Annotated in this window: 19 protein-coding genes; all 19 read right to left on the reverse strand. The window is 37.5% G+C overall.

Going from position 1 to position 23,536, the window contains the following annotated elements; translation table 11 throughout:
• Nucleotides 1–171: 171 nt before the first annotated feature.
• Nucleotides 172–438, reverse strand: coding sequence for a stage V sporulation protein S (locus FEU33_RS10380; protein ID WP_146549294.1), 267 nt, complete (start codon nucleotides 436–438; stop codon nucleotides 172–174).
• 86 nt (nucleotides 439–524) lie between these two features.
• On the reverse strand, nucleotides 525–1,322 hold the full coding sequence (locus FEU33_RS10385; protein WP_146549295.1) for a TIGR00282 family metallophosphoesterase: 798 nt from the start codon (nucleotides 1,320–1,322) through the stop codon (nucleotides 525–527).
• Between the two features lie 160 nt (nucleotides 1,323–1,482).
• Entirely contained in the window at nucleotides 1,483–3,036 is a 1,554-nt protein-coding gene (gene rny / locus FEU33_RS10390) for a ribonuclease Y (RefSeq protein WP_146549970.1), read from the reverse strand.
• A gap of 549 nt (nucleotides 3,037–3,585) precedes the next feature.
• Complete coding sequence (gene recA, locus FEU33_RS10395) at nucleotides 3,586–4,638, reverse strand: recombinase RecA (protein WP_146549296.1); 1,053 nt, start codon at nucleotides 4,636–4,638, stop codon at nucleotides 3,586–3,588.
• Between the two features lie 436 nt (nucleotides 4,639–5,074).
• Nucleotides 5,075–6,328: a competence/damage-inducible protein A gene (locus FEU33_RS10400; RefSeq protein WP_146549297.1), complete on the reverse strand. Its 1,254-nt coding sequence runs from the start codon at nucleotides 6,326–6,328 to the stop codon at nucleotides 5,075–5,077.
• 251 nt (nucleotides 6,329–6,579) lie between these two features.
• Complete coding sequence (pgsA, locus tag FEU33_RS10405) at nucleotides 6,580–7,158, reverse strand: CDP-diacylglycerol--glycerol-3-phosphate 3-phosphatidyltransferase (protein ID WP_146549298.1); 579 nt, start codon at nucleotides 7,156–7,158, stop codon at nucleotides 6,580–6,582.
• A gap of 47 nt (nucleotides 7,159–7,205) precedes the next feature.
• A complete protein-coding gene (locus tag FEU33_RS10410) occupies nucleotides 7,206–8,123 on the reverse strand; it encodes a helix-turn-helix domain-containing protein (protein WP_146549299.1) in 918 nt (305 codons plus the stop codon).
• A 17-nt stretch (nucleotides 8,124–8,140) separates the two neighbouring features.
• Nucleotides 8,141–8,941, reverse strand: a complete 801-nt coding sequence (locus FEU33_RS10415; RefSeq protein ID WP_146549300.1) for a DUF3388 domain-containing protein — start codon at nucleotides 8,939–8,941, stop codon at nucleotides 8,141–8,143.
• Nucleotides 8,942–9,153: 212 nt separating this feature from the next.
• A complete protein-coding gene (locus FEU33_RS10420) occupies nucleotides 9,154–9,411 on the reverse strand; it encodes a DUF3243 domain-containing protein (RefSeq protein WP_146549301.1) in 258 nt (85 codons plus the stop codon).
• A gap of 42 nt (nucleotides 9,412–9,453) precedes the next feature.
• Nucleotides 9,454–10,182, reverse strand: a complete 729-nt coding sequence (gene ymfI / locus FEU33_RS10425) for an elongation factor P 5-aminopentanone reductase (RefSeq protein ID WP_146549302.1) — start codon at nucleotides 10,180–10,182, stop codon at nucleotides 9,454–9,456.
• Nucleotides 10,182–11,513 (reverse strand): EF-P 5-aminopentanol modification-associated protein YfmH, encoded by a 1,332-nt coding sequence (yfmH, locus tag FEU33_RS10430; RefSeq protein ID WP_146549303.1) that lies wholly within the window; start codon nucleotides 11,511–11,513, stop codon nucleotides 10,182–10,184. Before yfmH ends, ymfI begins: the two co-directional genes overlap by 1 nt.
• The gene (yfmF, locus tag FEU33_RS10435) at nucleotides 11,513–12,781 is read right to left on the reverse strand and encodes an EF-P 5-aminopentanol modification-associated protein YfmF (protein ID WP_146549304.1); all 1,269 of its coding nucleotides are present in this window, start codon (nucleotides 12,779–12,781) and stop codon (nucleotides 11,513–11,515) included. Before yfmF ends, yfmH begins: the two co-directional genes overlap by 1 nt.
• A 556-nt stretch (nucleotides 12,782–13,337) precedes the next feature.
• Nucleotides 13,338–14,297: an ABC transporter permease gene (locus tag FEU33_RS10440; RefSeq protein WP_146549305.1), complete on the reverse strand. Its 960-nt coding sequence runs from the start codon at nucleotides 14,295–14,297 to the stop codon at nucleotides 13,338–13,340.
• A 1-nt stretch (nucleotide 14,298) separates the two neighbouring features.
• A complete protein-coding gene (locus FEU33_RS10445) occupies nucleotides 14,299–15,348 on the reverse strand; it encodes an ABC transporter permease (RefSeq protein WP_146549306.1) in 1,050 nt (349 codons plus the stop codon).
• Nucleotides 15,348–16,886: an ABC transporter ATP-binding protein gene (locus FEU33_RS10450; protein WP_146549307.1), complete on the reverse strand. Its 1,539-nt coding sequence runs from the start codon at nucleotides 16,884–16,886 to the stop codon at nucleotides 15,348–15,350. The genes FEU33_RS10445 and FEU33_RS10450 overlap by 1 nt, the downstream gene beginning before the upstream one ends.
• Before the next feature lie 300 nt (nucleotides 16,887–17,186).
• Nucleotides 17,187–18,251 carry a BMP family lipoprotein gene (locus tag FEU33_RS10455; RefSeq protein ID WP_146549308.1) on the reverse strand — a complete coding sequence of 355 codons (1,065 nt, stop codon included), beginning with the start codon at nucleotides 18,249–18,251 and terminating at the stop codon, nucleotides 17,187–17,189.
• 61 nt (nucleotides 18,252–18,312) lie between these two features.
• Nucleotides 18,313–19,041 (reverse strand): GntR family transcriptional regulator, encoded by a 729-nt coding sequence (locus FEU33_RS10460; RefSeq protein ID WP_146549309.1) that lies wholly within the window; start codon nucleotides 19,039–19,041, stop codon nucleotides 18,313–18,315.
• 328 nt (nucleotides 19,042–19,369) lie between these two features.
• Nucleotides 19,370–21,691, reverse strand: a complete 2,322-nt coding sequence (locus FEU33_RS10465) for an FtsK/SpoIIIE family DNA translocase (protein ID WP_146549310.1) — start codon at nucleotides 21,689–21,691, stop codon at nucleotides 19,370–19,372.
• 95 nt (nucleotides 21,692–21,786) lie between these two features.
• Nucleotides 21,787–23,454, reverse strand: a complete 1,668-nt coding sequence (locus FEU33_RS10470; protein ID WP_146549311.1) for a ribonuclease J — start codon at nucleotides 23,452–23,454, stop codon at nucleotides 21,787–21,789.
• Between the last annotated feature and the right edge of the window lie 82 nt (nucleotides 23,455–23,536).

Consider the following 23,536-nt stretch of genomic DNA (forward strand, 5'->3'; position numbering starts at 1 on the left):
AGAGAGAAACGAGAAAGATAGATGGGGGATGAACTGCCCGTAAAAGTCCGATTGGTTTGGGCCAACAAGATGTTGGTCCCTCAGGTGTTGCCACAGGACGTGGCGCTTTTAACCTGAGTTCTTCTAGTTCAGTGGGGGATGAAGAAAACCCCCACTGATGGAAGCTTCACTTTATCGTTCTTTTTTTTCAACGAGTAATTTTAAAGCTGTTCGATCCTCACCCGCTATTAAAATATCTGTAAATGCTGGTGAACACGTTAAATCAGTACCACTCGGCGCTACAAAACCTCTCGCAATTGCGATCGCTTTCACAGCCTGATTGAGGGCACCTGCCCCAACTGCTTGCATCTCTGCATATCCTTGCTCTCTTATCACTGCCACTAATGCACCTGCTACAGAATTTGGGTTGGAGCGAGACGATACTTTCAATGAATCCACAACTATTCCTCCCTTAGTTTGAAAAATCGGGGACATTTTGATTGTCCATGAAGCATTGTATGCTCACCATGCATAAAATAGACTAATTAAGGAACGAATGGATAATCGGCATTTATATAGACACGTTCAAAATTTTTAGCCTTACCTGATTTTTGATCAAGCTCAACGTAAAATCCGCTTAATACCTCTCTACCTTGCTTCGGTACTTCAAAACGTGTTGGCATATTGGTTCTAAAACGATAAATCACATCTTCCTTTTTCATGCCAAGCACTTCATCATATGGACCAGTCATACCAACATCCGAGATAAATGCAGTGCCTCCTGGGAAAATGCGAGCATCCGCGGTTTGTACATGCGTATGCGTACCTACTACAGCGGATGCCTTGCCATCTAAATACCAGCCTAACGCTATTTTTTCACTTGTTGTTTCTGCGTGAAAATCTACAAAAACAAGAGGAGATATTTTTTTCGCTTGGTTCACTAATTCTTCTGCTTTCGCAAATGGATCCCCATGGGGCGGTAAAAATGTACGACCATGTAAATTAATGACGGAGATCGTTTCGTTATTTTTAGTAACGGACACCATTCCTTTACCAGGCGCTTCATCTGAAAAGTTTGCCGGGCGAATTAAAAATTCTGCATCATCGATAAAATCAAATATTTCTTTTTGATCCCATGTATGATTTCCCATTGTGATAACATCTACACCCATCATCAACAAATCCTGATAAATGCGTTTGGTTATTCCTCGACCGGCAGCCGCGTTTTCACCATTAGCAATTACAACATCCACATTATATTTTCTTTTCAATCGAGGTAAATAAGTTTCAACTGCATCCAGACCAATATTTCCAACAATATCTCCTATAAATAACACTTTCATTTTATCCACTCATTTCCATTATAAAAGGCTTCTCGACCGAAGTGCTGAGAAGCCTTTTATCAATTAAATTCAAAAGTTTAAACCTGCAGTTCAACTGATATTCAATTAAGCTTCAGTGACACAACTTTTCATCTTAAAACAAGCCACTTCTGCCTTACAATTATTTTGCGTATTCAACGGCACGAGTTTCTCGGATGACAGTTACCTTAATATGTCCTGGATAGTCTAATTCATCCTCAATTTGTTTACGAATATCTCGAGCTAGACGATGTGATGCCAAATCATCAATTTGATCTGGTCGAACTATAATACGGATCTCACGTCCTGCTTGAATAGCATAGGACTTTTCTACACCATCATAAGATTCGGATATTTCTTCCAATTTTTCCAGTCGTCGAATATAATTTTCCAATGTTTCACTACGCGCCCCAGGTCTTGCGGCTGATAATGCATCGGCAGCAGCCACTAAAACTGCAATAACAGATGTTGGTTCTGTATCACCATGGTGAGATGCGATACTGTTAATAACAACAGGATGCTCATGGTATTTCGTAGCTAACTCAACGCCGATTTCAACGTGGCTACCTTCTACTTCATGGTCGATTGCCTTACCAATATCATGAAGTAAACCTGCACGTTTCGCTAGAGTAACATCTTCTCCTAACTCAGCAGCAAGTAAGCCAGCCAAGTGAGCAACTTCTATCGAGTGCTTTAAGACGTTCTGACCATAACTAGTACGATACTTCATTCGCCCAAGGATCTTTATTAAATCTGGATGTAGATTATGAATTCCTACTTCAAATGTTGTTTGTTCCCCAGTTTCTCGAATTTGTTCATCTATTTCTCGACGTGCTTTTTCCACCATTTCTTCTATACGCGCTGGGTGAATGCGTCCATCTTGAACAAGTTTTTCTAGTGCTAAGCGTGCCGTCTCACGACGAATTGGATCAAATCCTGATAAAATGACCGCTTCTGGCGTATCATCAATGATCAAATCAATACCAGTTAATGTTTCAAGCGTTCGGATATTGCGACCTTCACGTCCAATAATACGACCTTTCATCTCATCGTTTGGTAAGTTAACGACAGATACAGTCGTTTCTGCAACGTGGTCTGCTGCAAAGCGTTGAATGGCAAGTGATAGCACTTCCCTTGCTTTTTTATCAGCATCCTCTTTTGCACGTGTTTCAGCTTCTTTTGTCATAACGGCAATATCAGTTGATAACTCGCTTTCTACTTGTTTAAGTATAATTGCTTTTGCTTCTTCACGAGATAATGCTGAAATGCGCTCAATTTCGGATTGTTGTTTAGCAACAAGTTCTTCCACTTTGCTTTCCATCTGTACAATATGCTGTTGTCTTTCAGATAGAGCTTCTTCTTTACGCTCTAATCCTGATTCTCTCTTATTCAGAGCGTCATCCTTGCGGTCAAGATTTTCTTCTCTTTGCAATAACCGATTCTCTTGTTTTACAATTTCTGACCGGCGTTCACGGATGTCATTTTCTGCTTCAGTTCGAAGTTTGTGAGTTTCATCTTTTGCTTCAAGTAGTGCTTCCTTCTTAAGGGCTTCCGCTTCTCTTTTACCTTCTTCGATAATAAGTTCCGCAGAATTCTTTGCACCGTTCACTTTTGAATCGTTCACTTTTTTCATGATCAAATAGATAACAGCGGCACCGACGATAAATCCAAGCAAAGCGGAGATGATGATTTCCATCATTTGAATAACCTCCTCTTGCTGTTTCAAATTCTGTTTCAGTCGGCTTTACATTGATTATTCAATATAGTGCCAATTTCATTTCAATTTTAGAAATAATACAAGTTAATTGTATAGTTGATAAATAGACCTGTCAAGGATTCACAGTTTTTGAATGTATTATTATCCAGCTCTTACAGCTATTCCTTTGGTATTTTGTCATCTTCATAGTAAAAAGTTGTACTTTTTATTTTGATTGTTTTGTTTGCTACAGGAAGATGAAGATAATTAAAAATTTTTTCATTTTCACTATGTAAGGCTCGTCGCTTTCTGCTACACAATTATTAAATGTAGCGGTCATTAAACGTTCGTGTTCTTTATATGATTTTTGTGTTATGAAATGGACTCTATTATAAAATGGATTCTAATGTAAAAAAATAGAGCGCAGAAAACTGATCAATCAGCATTCTGTGCTCTTTGTTATAATGTTTTCTTTTTCGACTTTGCTATATACCCTGTTGACTTTCACTACAGGGGTATAGCCCAATCGACTTTTACTCTGGTCTAACACTATTTTTCATCAAATAATGTTGGAGTTCCTTCATCTTCGCCTTTTTCAGATACTTCATATCCATCATCACCAATACCTGAAGCTACACGGATTTTTTGAGCAATTTCATCACGGATTTCCGGATTTTCTTTTAAAAATTGTTTTGCGTTTTCACGGCCTTGCCCTAAACGTTCATCTTCATAGGCATACCAAGAACCGCTTTTTTGTACGATATCCTTTTCAACACCAATATCGATAATTTCTCCTTCTTTTGAAATCCCTTCGCCGTACATAATATCTACTTCAGCTGTTTTAAATGGTGGCGCTACTTTGTTTTTCACAACTTTGATCTTCGTGCGGTTACCAACCATATCATTACCTTGTTTGATTGTTTCTGCACGGCGTACTTCTAAGCGTACGGAAGCATAGAATTTTAGCGCACGTCCGCCTGGAGTAGTTTCAGGGTTACCAAACATCACGCCTATTTTTTCTCGGATTTGGTTGATAAAGATAGCGATCGTATTCGATTTATTGATAATACCAGATAATTTTCGTAATGCTTGTGACATTAAACGGGCTTGAAGACCAACATGGGAATCTCCCATTTCCCCTTCAATTTCTGCTTTTGGTACAAGTGCAGCAACAGAATCCACAACAATAATATCAATAGCACCACTTCGTACTAATGCTTCCGCAATTTCTAATGCTTGTTCACCAGTATCTGGTTGAGATAATAGCAATTCGTCGATATTAACACCAAGTTTAGAAGCATAAACAGGATCAAGAGCATGTTCAGCATCAATAAATGCTGCTTGACCTCCGTTTGCTTGTACTTCTGCGATAGCATGAAGGGCTACGGTTGTTTTACCTGAACTTTCTGGTCCATATATTTCAATGACACGACCACGTGGATAGCCGCCAACTCCAAGTGCTGTATCAAGTGCTAACGAACCACTTGAAGATGTGGCAACTTTACTGTCTGCCTTTTCTCCTAATTTCATAACAGATCCCTTACCAAATTGCTTTTCAATTTGTTTAAGAGCCATGTCTAATGCCGCTTTACGTTCGTCCAATCTAGTTCCTCCTTTGAAATGGGTTCTCTTATATTTCTGTTTCTACTATACTTCTTTTCTGAGAAAAAGACAAGAAAAAAGCGAACATTTATTCGTAAATTTTTATACACTATTGAAAAGTGATAGCTATAAATTATATGAAATCTATATTTTAATAGCTTATTTTAAGTTAAAAATTGATTTTTAATGAAAAATATTAGGTATGTTGATTATCCAATTTTATCCACAACATATAGGGTATTCGCTGATACGGCTTGCACGACTCATGTGGGCGCGGCTTGAGCCTTCTTAGCGAAGCTGTGGGGTCTCAACTGTTCTCTTTTCCCACGGAACATTAAATTTACTTCACTGCTTTTTCGCCTTCTCTAAAAATAGCTTACTTATTATCATCCCAAATACTTGTTTCATTTAAAGAAAGAGTATTCGAATCTATTGATCATTTTGAATATCCTTTTTTAACCAATAGCTGAATTAAATAATAAAATGCAAATTTAACTGCACGAAGACGGTTTGTATTACGCATGCCAGATAATTGCAATCGATAGGTAGCAGGCCGATCTTTGCCTATTGCAATTCCAATCCAAACTGTACCCGCTGGTTGATCGCCATGTGCTTCTGGACCAGCTGCCCCCGTTAACCCTACACCAATATCCGTATGGAACTTTTCCCTTACAAGATGCGCCATTGCTCCAGCACATTCGGCACTCACTACACCATATTTTTCAAGTATTTCTTTCGGCATTCCAAGCTGTTCTTTTTTTACTTGTTCCGTATATGTAACCATGCCACCTAGTAAAGATTGGCTGATCCCTGGATTGGCTGCAAGCTCTGATTGAAACAATCCGGCTGTTAAACTTTCTGCTGCTGAAATCGTTAGATGATTCGTTATCAATATCTCTGCTACTTTACTAGACAGCGAATCATCATCCACACCGTATAAATAATCTCCCACTCGTTCTAATATTTCTTTTTTTGTTTTATTGATCAATATCCAAGCTTTTTCGCTATTTTCGGCATTTGCTGTAATGCGCAATGTCACTTCTCCATCTGAAGCAAGTGGCGCGATCGTTGGATTAGACTGCTGATCTAGTAAATCTTGTATACGTACTTCTAACTCAGCTTCCCCTATTCCATAAAAGCGTAGTACATGTGATACAATTTGGGCACCTTCATGCAAACGTGTGGCAAGATTGGGCTTTGCTTCAAACTGAAACATAGGCTCCATTTCCTTAGGGGGTCCTGGTAGTAGAATATACGTACGTTTTTGATCGTCATAGATCATTCCTGGAGCCATACCATTCTTATTGACCAAAACATCGCATCCCTTTAATACCAGCGCCTGCTTACGGTTATTTTCAGTCATTGCTCGATTTTGTTTTTCAAAAAACGCTTCGATTGATTTCACCGCATCCACATCATACACAAGCTCTGTTTGCAAATGCTTTGCGATCGTTTCCTTCGTTAAATCATCTTTTGTTGGGCCTAAACCCCCAGAGAAAATAATAAGATCTGCACGCGATTCAGCAATTTTAATCGCTTCCTCTAGACGAGCGGCATTATCTCCAACGACTGTATGATAATAAACATTGATTCCGAGTTCCGATAGATGATTAGAGATAAAACGGGCATTTGTATTGGTTATCTGCCCTAATAATAATTCAGATCCTACAGCAATAATTTCTGCATCCATCCACTATTCCTCCTTCTACAAAGTGAAATTTCACACAGCGATGGTTTTCTTCAGCCCTTTGTATGGGTTGAACCAACCAATTTTTAACAAACAACTGAAAATCCATAACGAAAAAGGATTTATACCCGTGGTAATTTTTAAAAATCCTACTAAAAATGACTCATTCGCTTGAATTGAAGAAGCGCCACAAATAGTAGTGGTTGCTAGACGAAAATAGGATCTTTCGTTAAGCAAAATGAGCCGATAATATATTATTTTGATTCTAATAAAATTTTACGGTTTAACCAGAAGTAATCAATACCAGACCAAATGGTGAAAACCAGTGCAACATAAAGCATAAATGTTCCGAATGGAATACCCCACATGGCAAAAATAATGTTATTAAGTAATAATGATGCGATTGCGATGATTTGTGTCCAAGTCTTGATCTTACCTAGTTGGTTAGCAGCTACAACTTCACCTTGTTCTGCACAAATTAATCGTAAACCAGTAACCGCGAACTCACGGCTAATAATAACGATCACAACCCAAGCCGGTGCGTCTCCCATCCCTACTAATAATATAAATGCAGATGAGACAAGCAACTTATCTGCCAATGGGTCTAAAAATTTCCCTAAATTCGTAACTAAATGATATTTACGAGCATAGTGGCCATCAATCCAATCTGTCATTGATGCGACGATAAAAATTAAAGCACCTACAAATTGTTCAACTGGTAGTGTAGCACCTAAAATAGATATATTGCCCCAATCAAAATCTAACACCATCAATAATACAAATACAGGTATTAGACAAATTCGAGAGACTGTAATTCTATTAGGAATATTCATTTGTTTCACCTTTCTTAACAAAGGAAAAAGTCATCTTTTTCAGATGACTACTTTTCTTCCTCAAATTTAATAACGATATTTTGAGTATAACGTTCTGCAGGAGTCGCTGCAAACTTAATCTTTTCATCATTCACATATACAGTACCATTTGCAGATGCTCCAAGTCTAACACGAACACTTTTGTGTCCAGTAGCATCTATATCGAGTTCATCACCATCACTATACATTTGATCTGCCTTATAAGAATCTGATTCATTGGAGATCTCCGTACCATTTTCATCTTGAATCCCTACCCAAGTTGAACCAGTAACTTTTACTTTGATCTTGAAGTCTTTAGCTCCTGTTAATGTATACGTAGTCGTTACACTATCGTTTTCCAAAACACCTTCTGAAATCTTTTGTTGCGTTTCTTCCTCTTTTTGTGTAGTATCGTCTGCATTATTTTCTTGTGTATCTGTTTTGGTTTGATCTTCTTTATCCTTATTACTATTCGTTTTGACATCTGTTGATTCCACTTTGACGTCTTGTTGTTTTGGTTCATCCACAACGTCATTGCTAGAATTATGTTGTTTCAAGAACCAAATGGCAGCAATAATAATGATGATAAATAAGGCAACAATTAATTTAGGCATCCAATCGGAACTGCCTCTAGATGCTTTCCTTGCTAAACTACGTCGTTGTTGTGGTTGTTGGACATTTGTAGTTGCTGTCACAGTTTGTGCCGTTTTATTAGCTGGAACTTCATCTTTGAATGTTTCTAATAATTCATTGCTATCTAATCCTACTGCTTCTGCGTATTGCTTTATAAACGCACGTACATAAAATGTTCCCGGCATAATGCTATAATTGCCTTCTTCAATTGCAGAAAGATAACGTTTTTGGATTTTGGTGATTTCCTGCAAATCATCCAGACTATAACCTTTTGACACTCTCGCTTCCTTCAAACGAGCTCCTAATTCTGTCAATTGTAAACACCTTCCTGTTAAAAATTAAATCCTCCAAAACCACCGAAACCATCCGAATCTTGTAAAAAGCTACTATTACGCTCAAGTACTTCGTATGTAATTTCTTCATCTGGATGATGTCTTAATTCGATAATATAATCAAAGTCCTCGATTGTATATTCAGAATGTTGCACGAACATATCAGGGTGTTCAATCACAATGGTGGACGGTAGTTGCATAATTTCTCGTACTAATTGTTGATGACGCTCGTCCATAGATCGTCTAGTAACAATTCCATCTAATATAAATACATTGTTACTATTAAATTCATCTCCAAGTAGTCGATTCCGCACGGTTTGTTTAATCATAGTTGATGATAAAAATAACCATCGTTTGTTTGCACAAACACTCGCTGCAACAATTGACTCTGTTTTTCCAACTCGAGGCATTCCACGAATTCCTATTAACTTACGACCTTCTTTTTTAAAAATCTCAGCCATAAAATCGACAAGAATCCCCAGTTCATCACGGACAAAACGAAATGTTTTTTTCTCATCCGCCTCACGTTGAATATATCGACCATGCCGAATAGCTAAACGATCTCGAGTAGTAGGTTGTCGAAATTTCGTCACTTTTATCATTTCCATTGTCGAAACTATACTTCTAAATCGTTCAATTTGTTCCTCTTTTTCGGCACGTAGAAGCATTCCTCTTCGCACTTGGTCAACACCATTTATCGTTACTATATTAACCCGAAGCATCCCTAATAATGACGCAATATCACCTAATAATCCGGGGCGATTGATTTGTATTTCATACTCAAAATACCACTCTCTCACATACAACGATCCCTTCTATTATAAAACGCATAAAACATATCTAAGTTCCATAATAGCCGATTTTTCTATAGATGAAAAGAGAAAAAGAAAAGGGTTGTCTTAAAAGTATCAAAATATACTTTTAAAGCATCCCCGTACTTATTTATAACGACGATTAACCTCGATGTCTAAAATGATTGTTGCTAAAAAATTGCTCAAAACTGTTCTTCTTCCTATTGAAGATTTTTATTTTGTACTAATCTGATCACACAATTGGCAATAGCCTCTTTTTCATCCTCAGAAGCAACACCCCATAAATCAGAAAGTACGCGTTCTTGTTCATTCTTGGGATCAACGTTTTTCGCTAAATATTCACCAATTTTCACTGCTGCTTGTCGAATGACCTTACTGGATATACCAGCCTGTTCAGCTTGTGCCACATTTTGTCCTAAAAAAGATGTCCAATGTTGCCAATTCTCTAAAATAGGCATACAATCCCTCCTTTACACGATGAGTATGTGTAAAGCTCGACATTATATGTACCAACCACCATTAATTCGCAAAATCTGGCCTGTTATATAATTTGCTTTTCCAGAGTGTAAAAATGACACAAGATGGGCCACTTCTTCAGGTGTGCCAGCACGCTCTAGCGGAATTTCCGCCAATAGATCGGTCATTTCCGTTTCATTCAGATGGCTATTCATGCTGGTGTCGATAAGTCCTGGAGCGACTGCATTTACGCGGGTCCCATTAAAAGAAACTTCTTTGGCATAGGCTTTGACAAATGCGTGGATAGCACCTTTGACTGTAGAATAGAGTGTTTCACCAGCTCCTCCTGCTTCTCCCCATATGGAACCAATCATTGTAATATAACTGACAGGATGTTGACGAAGCTTAGGTGCAAGTAAAGCAATCATTTGAATGGGCGTTTGAACATGTACTTTCCAAAGTGCAGTCATTTCCTCCACCGTCGTATCTTCTACAAGTTTATACAGTGCTTGACCACTAGCAACAACAATCGCTTCTATTGAAAATACAGATTGTGCAATCGTAGTAGCCGCAGAATCTGCTGTTAAATCTGCATGAATGGTCATAAATTCTTGTTCTGGGTATGTTTGTGATAATTCTTTTATCAAATTTTGTATGACATCTGTATGATGATTGTAATGCATATAGAGAGACCAACCATTTTCCGCTAATCCACGACAAACGGCACTTCCGATTGCACCGGAAGCGCCTAATACTAAAGCAAACTTTTTCATTATGCTTTTGAGCCCTCTGACTCAGAATCCGTTTTAGTACTGTCTTTTAATGGCAAAATTTTAAAGACCGTTTGTTGTGATTCACCTTGCAATGATTGAAAGGCCTGTTTGACATCTGCCAATGTTAACTCTTCAATGGCTGCAACAGAATCAAACAAATTCATATCATTAAATTTATAGCGTGTAAATTGGTTGGCAATATATTCGATGGAATTGAGAGCTCTTAAGTGAAACCCTATTCTACGACGTTTCACACGCTCTAATTCTTCTTCTCCAAATGGCCAATTTTGTTCTGTTTTTTTCAGCTGATCTTTTATAGCTTGAACAAGTTTGTCTGGCTGATGTGTGTCGGAACCGATCATAGCAAATCCAAAACCTTGCTCTAAAGAAAAATCATAGGAATAAGATTCATCGATCAATCCTTCTTCATACACTTTTGTATAAAAATCCGAAGAACGTCCAAATAAAATATCCAATGTTAAACTAATGGCAAGTTCATGTTTCAACATTTCACGGCCTGATAAACTTGTTTCTTTTGCTTTAAGACCAACAGAAACTTTTGATTTTAAAACATCCATACGTAATGAACGCTCAGGGATAGCTGCCTCAGATGGTTCATTTACGCCAATGCGCTTAATAGGAGTTGGTTTTGCGAATTCTTTCTTCTTTTGGTTTTCGCGAATTACTTCTATCATTTTTTCCGGTTCTAATGCACCGATTGCAAATAGCAGCATGTTAGAAGGATGATAAAAAGTATAATAACAAGTATATAGATGTTCTGCTGTAATTTGATCAATCGACTCAACAGTACCTGCAATGTCAATTTTCACAGGGTGTTCTTTAAACATATTTTCTATCGTACCGAAGTATAAACGCCAGTCAGGTTGATCATCATACATTGTAATTTCTTGCCCAATGATCCCTTTTTCCTTATTGACTGTTTTCTCTGTAAAGTAAGGCTCTTGTACGAAATTTAACAGTGTTTCAGTACTTTCGTAAACATGATTTGTTGCAGAAAATAGATAAGCAGTCCTTGCAAATGAAGTAAAAGCATTTGCTGATGCACCATACTCACTAAACTTTTGGAATACATCTCCATCTTCTTTTTCAAACATTTTATGTTCTAAGAAGTGTGCAATACCATCAGGAACGGTTATCGCTTGTTGTTCACCAAGTGGAATAAATGAACGGTCCACTGAACCATATTTTGTGGTAAATGTTACGAATGTTTTAGAAAATCCCTTTTTAGGTAAAATATACACTTCTAACCCATTTTCAAGCTTTTCATAATACAGTGTTTCATCTAATTGATCAAAACGAATTGTTTCCATTATTTTTCGTCCTCCATTCCACTCAAGAAATAGACGGTTTCTTTATGCAGTTGTTTAGCCATTGCTACAACATCTTCTTTTGTGACAGCTTGCCATTTTGTTTGCCATGCTTCTACATTGAAATCTTCATCCAAATCTTTATATTGGTCATAAATTTCAATTTGACCACGAGCAGAATCTAAAGCCTCTTTCAACTGGTTTTGAAGCATCGCCTTCGTTTGTGTCATTTCCAAATCTGTTATTTCGCCTTGTTGCATAGCCAATAACTGTTCATCAATTAATTGTAGCGTCCTCTTTTCATTTTCTACATCAATCCCAGACATCACATAAACTAAACCATATTGTGCTGAGTATGAACTAGAACAATAATAAGCCATACTTTCCTTTTCTCGAACATTCATAAACAATTTAGAATGAGGATATCCCCCAAAAATGCCATTAAAGATCTGCATCTTCGGAAAGTCTACATCTTTAAAGAATACAGGTGTAGAAAAGCCGATATGCAGTTTTCCCTGTTTCATGTCTTGTTTTTCTTTGACATAAGTATCTGTTGGTTGAATTTTCGGTATTTCAGTGATTGTCAATGATGACTTTCGATCACCAAACGGTAATGCTTTTTTTAACTCTTCAACCATTTTTGTTTCATCAATATCTCCGACCACATAGATATCAACCACATCTTCTGCAAGCATGCGTTGATATGTATCTGTAAGGGATTGTAGTGTAATCGCCTCAACATCTGGAATTGTACCATTTGCAGAAATAGATGCTGGATGATTGGGAGCTAAAATTTTTGTTAAACGATTTTGTGCATAGCGTGATTTATCGTCAAAAATGGATTGGATACGTTCTTTGACCATTTCTTTTTCACGAGCAACGATATTTTCCTTAAAAGTCCCATTCTCGAAGTTTGGCTCAAATAGTACTGTATGCATAAGCTCTAATACTTTGCTCAATACATCACTATTTTTTAAGTATTGGTCATTGACCGTTTCAACATTTAATATGACAACATGTTCATTTCCTTTTTTGCTTGTATCTAAATATAAAACGGTTCCATATAAATCATCTAAATACATACGCATACTAGCAGTAGATGGGAATTGGGCATTACTATGTTGCAAAACATTGGTTAAAACGGTTCTTTCTGCTGCCTCCTCTACCTTCAATGGTCTTCTTAATTTCAAAGAAAAATTCACTGTTTTAAATTGATCAGTGACTCTTGTATGAATATGAACGTCTTTGGCTACTTCTAAAGTGTTAAACATTCAAATCCCTCCTATCTACTTAATATAACAAACCATTACTCCAACTATACATGGCAATTGAATAAAATTGCAACTAATGTAAAAGGAGGTTAATCATTCGTGTTTTTGTTGTTTTTAGATTAGTCGTTTTGAATGTATATAGAGACTCAAGTGATCCTCTCAGAAAAACGTCTCTATAAAATATGAGATCACATCAGCTCACTTTTCGGCCACTGAAAAATTATAGCATAAAGTGATACCTCACACCGAGGAGTTTTCTTCATCCTCCGTTGAGTGTTAATTGAACCAATCGGACCTTTACACAGGCAATGCCCCATTTATCCTTTACTTGAGGTCACGGAAAAATGATATTATTGCCCTTTTTATGGATAGAGCACATTCTTTCATTTTATGAAATAAAAATGCTGATTTTCACCACATTTTTAGAGGCGAACAAAATACTTTCAATGACTTTTCCTAGCTTTTTGGTAAAAGTTTGTTGTTGGGGATGTCTGTTCATAACACCATAACACGATAAAAAAGGCTGGGGGAGAGCCCAGCCTCTTACTAAAAGTTATTATCGCTTTCCTTTAATATATGGGGTACCAGATGCTCTAGGCGCTCTCGCTTTCCCGATAAATCCAGCTAAAGCTAAGATTGTTAAAACATAAGGTAAGATTAACAAAATAACTTCAGGTACATCTTTAATAACAGGAATGGAAGCTCCTACGATACTTAAAGATTGAGCAAAACCAAAGAATAGTGCTGCCCCCATAGCACCTAGAGGATGCCATTTACCGAAAATCATTGCGGCAATGGCGATAAAACCTTGCCCACTGATCGTACTTTGACTGAAATTACCTGCAATTGCCTGTGCATAAATGGCGCCACCGATCCCGCCAAGTGCGCCTGAAATCATAACTGCTATATAACGCATTTTCGTCACATTAACACCCATTGTATCAGCTGCCATAGGATGCTCTCCTACCGCACGCAAACGTAGACCAAATGGTGTTTTATAAATAATAAACCAAGCTACAAATGCAATCATGATGGCTAAAATAGATGTAGCATAAACATCTGTGAAGAACATTTCCCCTAAAATTGGAATACTCTTTAAACCTGGAATATCGAACCGTGAAAAACGTTCTGAAATGGAATCCGTTTGTCCTTTATCATATAACATTTTAACAGCAAAGACAGCTACTGCTAAACCCAACATATTAAGAGCGACACCAGCCACTGTTTGATCAGCTCGGAATGATACAGCCGCTACAGCCAAGAATAGGGAGAACACAATCCCTGTAAGCATTGCCACTAATAAAGCAATCCAAGGTGTCCATGCGCCAAGCGAATCCGCAAAAGTTAAATTGAAGACGATACTACTGAAGGCCCCCATAATCATGACACCTTCAAGACCGATGTTCACAACACCTGATCGTTCTGTGAATACGCCACCTATTGCAGTCATTATTAATGGCGCAGCATAGAAAATGGCAGAAGGAATAATGAAATATAACACTTCTAAAAAGCTCATATTATTTTTCCTCCTTTTTCTTCTTGCTTAAACGTTCAAGTGTTACGCGAATGATATAACCTGATGCGACAAAGAAAATAATCAATGCCGTGACGATTGATACAATTTCCATTGGGATACCAGCTTCGTTTGGCATATTTAAACCACCGTTTTTTAGTGATCCAAAAAGGATGGCTCCAAGTAACACACCAAAGGGTTGGTTGGCTCCAAGTAATGCGACGGCGATACCATCAAAACCGATACCTGTAAAGCCCGTCAATTTTGAAATATTCCCAAAAGTACCTAACGCCTCCATTGCACCGCCTAAACCAGCGAATATCCCTGAAATAACCATCGCTAAAATAATATTTTTTCCTACATTCATACCTGCATATTCAGATGCATCCTGGTTAAATCCAACAGCCTTCAATTCAAAACCGCGAGTTGTTTTTTCTAATAAGAACCACATGACAAATACGGCAATAATGGCAACGATGATCCCCCAGTGCAATCGTGAATAATCTGTAATAGATTCTAAGAATGGTGAACGTAATGATGCAGATTCGTGGATTTTTTCTGTCTTCTCAGCACCATCAGATAATGTAGCGATTGATGCATTGACAACATGCAATGCAATATAGTTCATCATAATTGTAACGATTACTTCATGTACTTGTAATTTTGCCTTTAACAAGCCCGGGACAAATGCCCATAATCCACCCGCTACAGCGGCTGCTAATAATGCTAGTGGGATATGAATAATTTTAGGTAGATCAAATGCATAACCGACATAAGCTGCTGCAAGCCACCCTACAATCAGCTGCCCCTCTACCCCAATATTAAATAAGCCTGTCCGAAATGCAAAAGCTACAGCTAAACCAGCAAAAATATAGGGCGTAATTTGGCGAATAGTTTCACCCAAGTTATAGCTATCCCCAAAGACTCCATTCCACAAGGCAATATAACCATCTATTGGACTAAAACCACTTAGGGACATGACGATTGCCCCTACAATGAGCCCTAACAAGATGGATATAAGGGGAACCAGAATATTTGTCATATGTTTAGACACTATTCGTCACCTACCTTTTTTTGATCATGATGCAATGATTGTCCAGCCATTAATAAACCCAATTCTTGTTCATTTGTTTCAGATGGTTTAACGATATCAATAATAGAGCCATCATGGATAACTGCTATACGATCAGATACATTCATAACCTCATCTAACTCAAAAGATATAAGTAAAACAGCTTTTCCTTTATCACGCTGTTCAATCAAACGTTTGTGGATAAACTCAATGGCTCCAACATCTAAACCGCGTGTTGGTAATGCAGCTATTAACAAGTCTGGATCACGATCAATTTCACGACCAATAATGGCTTTTTGTTGGTTCCCACCTGATAATGAACGTGCGAGAGTCATCTCGTTCGGTGTGCGCACATCAAATTCTGTGATAATTCTTTTGGCAATTTCATTTACCTTTTTATAATCAATAATCCCCGCCTTAGAGATCGGCTTTTGATAATAAGTTTGTAAAACGATATTGTGTCCAATAGGAAAGTCTAATACAAGTCCATGTTTATGGCGGTCTTGCGGAATATGTCCGATGCCTGATTCCATGATTTTACGAGGTTTCAACCCAGTAATATTTTTCCCCTTTAAAGTGACCGTGCCTTGTTTCACTTTGCGAAGACCCGTTATGGCTTCGACCAATTCAGATTGACCATTGCCATCAATTCCAGCAATCCCAACAATTTCTCCAGCTCGAACAGTAAGATTTAGTCTCTTCACTTTGTCGATGCCGCGGTTGTCTGCAACAGTTAAATTCTCGATATTTAAAACGATATCGGTTGGATGTGCCTGTTGTTTTTCTGTTTTAAATACAACTTGTCTGCCAACCATCATTTCAGCCAATTGATCTGGGTTTGTATCTGCTGTAACAACTGTGCCGATCCCTTTCCCTTTACGAATGATCGTGACACGATCTGAAACTTCCATGATTTCTTTTAATTTATGTGTTATCAAAATAATGGATTTGCCCTCATCAATAAGACGTTTCATAATCTGCATTAATTCTGTAATTTCTTGAGGTGTCAATGATGCTGTCGGTTCATCAAAAATTAAAATATCAGCCCCGCGGTATAATGTTTTTAGTATTTCAACACGTTGTTGCATACCGACCGAGATATCTTCGATTTTTGCATTTGCATCGACATTTAAACCATATTTTTCAGATAGTGCTTGTACTTTTTTCGCTGCATCTCGAATATTGACCAACCCCATTTTAGTTGGCTCATTACCCAAAATGATATTTTCCGTCACCGTAAAATTTTCAACTAGCATAAAATGCTGATGCACCATTCCAATACCAAAATCATTGGCTTTATTGGGATCGGAAATTTTAACTTCCTTGCCATGGACTTTGATAGTTCCTGCCTCTGGTTGGTATAGGCCAAATAGCACATTCATTAGTGTAGATTTTCCCGCACCATTTTCTCCTAATAATGCATGAATCTCACCTTTTTTTAGCTGAAGGGTAATGTTATCATTTGCTACAAAATCGCCAAATTGTTTGCGAATGCCAAGCATCTCTATCACATAATCCAATGTGTTCACTCCCTAGGACACTATAAATTTATGATTGTCATTAATAATTAACAAAAGTTTAAAAAATTAACACAAGAAAGGATTTAAAGAATAAAGATGTATAATTCAAACTATCAATTTACTATTCTATAAATAATGTGAAACTCTCCTTAGATTTTAAGACGCCGTAAAATCTACTTTCGATGTTTAAAAAAAAGAATCATCTTCAAATCTTCAAATACCTTCATCTATTAATTTTTTCATAGTTAAAAACAGCATAAAGACCAGAAAAACTGGCCTTTATGACAAACAATAGTATTATTATTTTTTGGTTGGTTGTTCGGGAACTTTAATATCACCATTGATAATTTTTTCTTTATATTCATCAATTTTCTTTTGTGTATCACTAGTGATTGCACCATGTGAGTCAGCTAAATCAACCCCATTATCCTTCAAACCAAAAGTAATGGTTTTACCACCAGGGAATTTACCATCTTTTGCTTGTTTGGAAATATCTTGTGCAGCAATATCGACACGTTTTAATACAGAAGTTAAAGTGACATTTGTTTTATCATCTACTTTACCTTCATCATATTGGTCACGGTCAACACCAATTACCCATACATCAGCCTTTGGATCTTTTTTCTTACGTTCTTTAGCTTCAGTAAATAACCCTTTACCTACTCCACCTGCTGCATGGAAAACAATATCAGCACCTGAGTCATACATACGTTTAGCAATTGCTTGACCTTTGGCTGCATCTGTAAACGATCCTGCATATTGAACATCAACTTTAACTTTTGGATTTGCTTCTTTAGCCCCTGCTACAAAACCTGCTTCGAATCCACCAATAATATCGCCTTCCATACCACCGATGAAACCAATTTTACCGGTTTTAGATTGTAAAGCTGCTGCAACTCCTGCTAAGTATGAAGCTTCATTTGCCTTGAACATAATAGAAGCAACATTGTCCTGTCCTTCAACAACTGAATCAATAATCGCAATTTTAGCATCTTTTTGTTGCTTAGCTACTTCAGCAACTGAATCGTGCAGATTATAACCAACTGCAAATACTAAATCAAAATTACGGCGAATTAAACTATTCAAATTGGTGTTATAATCGCTTTCAGATGAAGATTGTAAGTAATCATAACCGCCATTCCCCTTAGATAATCCATTATCTTTACCAAATTGTTCTAATCCTTCCCAAGTGGATTGGTTAAACGAACGGTCATCAATACCACCAGTATCAGTTACCATCCCTACTGAGAATGAGTCTTTGTTATTTTTCTTTGAATCACCAGCATTGTCATTCCCACATGCAGCTAGTAAAGTCCCAGAAGCTAAAAGTGCAGAAAGAGCTAAACCAATTTTACGCTTTTTCACTTGAAATCCCCCTAAAAAGTAAAGTTAATTGTACATTCGATAAGCAGGAATGAGTATGGTTTTATACACGTTTTCTCACTACATGGAAGCTGAACTTGTCGGCTCTAAAATAGTTTCGTGAATAAAGTACCACACGATCTTTATCATCATAATGGAGCTGTTTTAATACTAATAGGGCTGTTTCGCGCCCACATTGTAAGATTGGAGAAACTTGATTGTGATAACCAATTGGATCAATAAATGTAACAGCATATGCAACATGTATATCTCCTGATTCCTCTATAGCTGAGAAAATGGAAGGATCATGTCGAAACAAGAAATCTGCTGGTAGATACTTCGCAGGTACTTGATCCACACAATACACTACTGGTTCTCCGTCTGCTGTACGCACACGTTCAATCGTTATTAAAGGTTCATCTTCATCACATTGAAAGCGTTTTATATCTTCATCATTTGGAAGTTGCTCAGTTGAACTTAAATAGTTTGTACCAGGCTCCATTCCCGCTTCCTCAATCATTGAGGAGATACTTGAAAGCTGTTCAATCCCTGATGTAAATAGAGGTTTTGGATTTACAAAAGTTCCTACACCATGTCTTCGAACAATGATATTTTCTTCTTCCAACAATCTTAGTGCTTCACGAAGTGTTGCACGACTAACACCAAGTGACTTCGATAATTCAAATTCTGAAGGCAGTTTTTCATTTTCTTTGTAAACACCTTGCTCTATATCTGCCTTTATATGATCAATCACTTGAAGATAGAGATGACGATGATCAGATTTTATTGTCATATAAATCACCACCAGAAATCAGAGATCAGACATCAGACGTAAAACATTCCTACTAATCAGACATTACTATACCATTTTTTTTTAGGGAAATAAATATTTTTTACAAAAACTGTGCTAAAACAGATAAAATTTTATATCACTTACCATGTTTTAGATAACAAAAAGCAAATATTAAAGTTCAACCAACACCCAGTGGAGACTTCCTTAATCCCCACTGGGTGTTGGTTGAACCAGTCAGATTGCTATAGGCAGTTGTTCTCTCACCTTTCCTCCTGTTTTGCGGAAGGATTGCGATGTAAGAACATATTGCCTGTTCAAGCAGGGCAAATTATTTGCCGATCAAAACTTCTCTAGGCTTGCTCTTTTCAGCCGGCCCTACAATTCCTCTTTCTTCCATTTGATCCATGATACGAGCAGCCCTAGCGTAACCTATTTTTAGCTTTCTTTGAAGAAATGACACCGATGCGGTATCTTGAGCTGAAACCAATTGTACGGCTTCTTCATAAAGTTCATCTGTATCATCTAAATTTGGAATTTCTTCCTCATCAGTTGGGATCATTTCTTCTTGGTATTGCGCTTTTTGTTGTGCTATAACAAAATCGACAATCTTCTCCACCTCGTGATCTGAAACAAATGCTCCCTGTACACGTACGGGTTTTGATTCACCCGCAGGTAAAAAGAGCATATCGCCTCTTCCAAGCAAACGTTCAGCACCACTCATATCTAGTATTGTACGCGAATCAATAGCAGATGATACGGCAAAAGCGATTCTTGACGGGATGTTGGCTTTAATGATCCCTGTAATAACATCAACACTCGGTCTTTGTGTAGCAATGATCAAGTGTATACCTGCCGCACGGGCCATTTGTGCGAGACGAGTGATCGAATCTTCCACATCACTTGAAGCCACCATCATCAAATCTGCTAATTCATCTACAATAACTACGATAAATGGCATTTTAGGATGCTTTTCACCGTTTTCTTCATTAAATTTATCGATATGGTCGTTATATCCTTCTATGTTTCGAGTACCTGTATGGGAAAACAAATCATAGCGTCTTTCCATCTCAGCAACTACTTTTTTCAACGCTTGTGACGCTTTACGTGCATCCGTCACAACAGGTGCTAGCAAATGAGGGATACCATTATAAACATTCAATTCTACCATTTTCGGGTCAATCATCATCATCTTGACTTCATGTGGTTTTGCTCTCATCAATAGGCTAATAATAATGCCATTAATACAAACTGATTTACCACTACCCGTTGAACCAGCTACCAGTAAATGTGGCATCTTGTTCAATTTTGCAAGTTTTGCCTCTCCAGTAATATCTCTTCCTAAACCAATCAATAATTTTTCATCTGGTTTATTGTTTTGTTTCGATTCTAACACTTCACGTAAACTGACTATCGCAACTTCTTTATTTGGTACTTCAATTCCTACAGCAGATTTACCTGGAATTGGTGCTTCAATTCGAATATCTTTTGCTGCAAGTGCTAATGCCAAATCATCTTGTAAACCAACGATCTTACTAACCTTTACGCCTCGATCAGGCAATACCTCATATTCCGTCACAGCTGGGCCAAGATGTACTTGCGTTACGGCCGCTTTGACACCAAATGATTGAAAAGTTTGCTCCAGCTTGCGAGCATTCCCTTGGATTAGCTCAAACTCACCACTTTGGTCAGTATGCGGTGGTAATTTCAAATTATTCATAGACGGTAATTGATATGCCTCATTTTCTACTACATCAGACGTATCGATCGATGGATGATCTATTTCTTGTGGCAAACTTTCATCATGCATGACGGTCAATTCGGGTTCAGTTCGATCTTGCTGAACTCTTTGTGTAAAGGCAGAAATAATGGGTTCTTTTCTCTCTTCTACTACTGGCTCGATTGCAGTTGCTGCATGATGTTCCTCATCGTGAATAGGTAATTCTGAATCCGCTTTTTTTCTATTTTTACGAGTGTTTTCTTTTTTCTTTTTAGCTTCCTTTCGCCGACTAGAAGTACCTGAATGACCTTTTATTTGTAAAACGGTATTCTTGATAATCGGCCATTTACTGACTAAATATGGCAACAGTGCTTTCCCGGAAATTAACACGATCCCGATTAGTACCATTAACCACCCGGCTATATTTGCCCCTGCAGAGTCGAATAAGGCATAAAAACAGGCGAATAGTAACGCACCTATCATTCCTCCGCCTAATGCATGACTATGCTCTTTAATGCCTCCACTTGTCACTAAAATTCGCCAAGTTTCTTTTAAAACAGAATTACTCTGTACGGCATTTCCTTCATACAATTGTTCAAACAGTGCAATATGGCTAAATAAAGTTAGTCCACCAGTAATCAACAAACTACCTATGATTAAACGATGTCTTAAATTTGGCACAGTTCTTTTTAACATTAATAATAATGCGCTTACTACCAATAAAAATGGAACAATGACTGCCCAGTTTCCAAATAAAAATAGGGATAAGGCTTGTAGTAATCTTCCCACAATGCCATATTCAAAAAATATGATGATCGCAAATCCAATCAAAATTAAACCAACAATTTCATACATCAACTTTGGCGAATCTTTTTTTGTCTTTGATGTCGAAGTTTTTTTTGACTTAGCTGTCCCCTTTTTGGCTGTTGTCATGCCTCCACCTACTTTCTTTCATCCATTATGTATTAAAGGAAAAAGGATTTCCTACCATAAGAGAGGTTAGGAAATCCTTTTTGTTCGCTTACATATTAATATTCCATAATAATCGGGATAATCATTGGTCTGCGCTTTGTTTGTTGGAATAAATACGAATTAAGCGTGTCACGGATTTCTTGTTTTATATTTGTCCATTCATATGAGCCTTTATTCACATATTTTTCGACAACTTCTTTTACTAAATTAGAGGCTTCACTTAATAACTCTTCAGATTCTCTTACATATACAAATCCACGAGATAAAATTTCCGGACCTGAAGCAATTTTCTTCAATTGACGGTTAATGGTCACAACGACGATGAAAATGCCATCTTGACTAAGTAATTTACGATCACGTAAAACAATATTGCCGACATCTCCAACACCTATACCATCAATAAGGATATTTCCTGCGGTTACCCGTCCACTCATACGCATTTTGCCATCTTTATATTCGACGATGTCCCCTTTATCGGCAATAAAGATTTGAGACTTAGACAAACCTGTTTGTTGTGCCAATTTGGAGTGTGCGATAAGCATACGATATTCCCCTTGAATAGGGATAAAATATTTTGGTTTCATAAGATTCAACATCAATTTCAAATCTTCTTGAGCACCATGTCCTGATACATGAACCTTTGTATCTGCTGATAAAACTTTTGCCCCTAATTTAGCGAGACTATTCATCGCATCTGCAATTTGAAGTTCCATACCTGGTGACGGTGTAAATGTTATTAAAACAGTATCTGTAGACTTAATACGGATATCACGGTGGTGTTTGCGGATAATTTTTTCTAATCCTTCTAGTGGTTCACCTTGGTTACCAGTAATAATCGCTACAATTTCTTCATCTGGATAGTCATTTATTTTATTGCTAGGGATCACTTGCTCTGAATCTACAGAAAGATACCCTAAACGCATACCGATTTCAAATACATGCTCTAAACTGCGGCCGACAACCGCGATTTTTCGACCTGCAGCTGACGCTTGGTCAAATACTTGTTGAATCCGAATAAAGTTCGATGCATAAAGTGCAACCAAAATTCTTCCTTCAGCTTGATGGAATGTTTTGGCTAACCTTTCACGTACAACATTTTCAGGTATAGTATATCCTGGTCGTTCAGCTTCCGTAGAATCAGACATCAAGATAAATACGCCTTCTTCGCCTAAATTAGCCATTTTCGCAATGTCTGGCTTGTATTTTCCTTGAGCTGATTGGTCGAATTTAAACTCACCAGTGTGGACAATAGCACCTTCTGAAGTATGGAAAGCAATACCTAATGAATCTGGAATACTATGAGTCGTATGGAAAAACGTCACATAGGTCGATTGGAAATTCATACGACTCTTGCTTGTCACTTCAAAAAATTTAACAGGATATGGTGCAGGTAAATCTTTTAAATGCTCTTTTGCTAATGCAATGGTTAATTTAGAGCCATAAACTGGCGCGTTTACTTTTTGCAAAAGAAATGCTACTGAACCAATCGCATCTTCATGTCCATGTGTTAGAAAAATTCCTTTCACACGGGATTTGTTTTCCTCCAAGTATGTCATGTCAGGAATAACGTAATCTATTCCTAACATTTCATCCTCGGGAAACATAAGTCCACTATCAACGACAAATAGCTCCTCATCGATTTCAACGACATACATAGCTTTGCCGATTTCACTAACGCCACCTAGTGGAATGACGCGAATAACTTCATTTTTTGTTTTTACCACTTGTTTTCCTCCTAAAATAATCCCGAACACAAACCACTTACTCCCATTATATAGATAGTTGTGAGTTTTCACAAACAAAAAA

The sequence above is a fragment of the Rummeliibacillus suwonensis genome, from assembly GCF_007896435.1.
In the GTDB taxonomy this organism is placed as follows: Bacteria; Bacillota; Bacilli; order Bacillales_A; family Planococcaceae; genus Rummeliibacillus; species Rummeliibacillus suwonensis.

Coding starts and splice junctions, on each gene's coding strand:
- FEU33_RS10385 (WP_146549295.1), bottom strand. CDS start 1,322: ATGAAAGTGTTATTTATAGGAGATATTGTTGGAAATATTGGTCTGGAT.
- rny (WP_146549970.1), bottom strand. CDS start 3,036: ATGGAAATCATCATCTCCGCTTTGCTTGGATTTATCGTCGGTGCCGCT.
- FEU33_RS10400 (WP_146549297.1), bottom strand. CDS start 6,328: ATGGATGCAGAAATTATTGCTGTAGGATCTGAATTATTATTAGGGCAG.
- pgsA (WP_146549298.1), bottom strand. CDS start 7,158: ATGAATATTCCTAATAGAATTACAGTCTCTCGAATTTGTCTAATACCT.
- FEU33_RS10420 (WP_146549301.1), bottom strand. CDS start 9,411: ATGCCTATTTTAGAGAATTGGCAACATTGGACATCTTTTTTAGGACAA.
- ymfI (WP_146549302.1), bottom strand. CDS start 10,182: ATGAAAAAGTTTGCTTTAGTATTAGGCGCTTCCGGTGCAATCGGAAGT.
- yfmH (WP_146549303.1), bottom strand. CDS start 11,513: ATGGAAACAATTCGTTTTGATCAATTAGATGAAACACTGTATTATGAA.
- yfmF (WP_146549304.1), bottom strand. CDS start 12,781: ATGTTTAACACTTTAGAAGTAGCCAAAGACGTTCATATTCATACAAGA.
- FEU33_RS10440 (WP_146549305.1), bottom strand. CDS start 14,297: ATGAGCTTTTTAGAAGTGTTATATTTCATTATTCCTTCTGCCATTTTC.
- FEU33_RS10460 (WP_146549309.1), bottom strand. CDS start 19,041: ATGACAATAAAATCTGATCATCGTCATCTCTATCTTCAAGTGATTGAT.
- FEU33_RS10465 (WP_146549310.1), bottom strand. CDS start 21,691: ATGACAACAGCCAAAAAGGGGACAGCTAAGTCAAAAAAAACTTCGACA.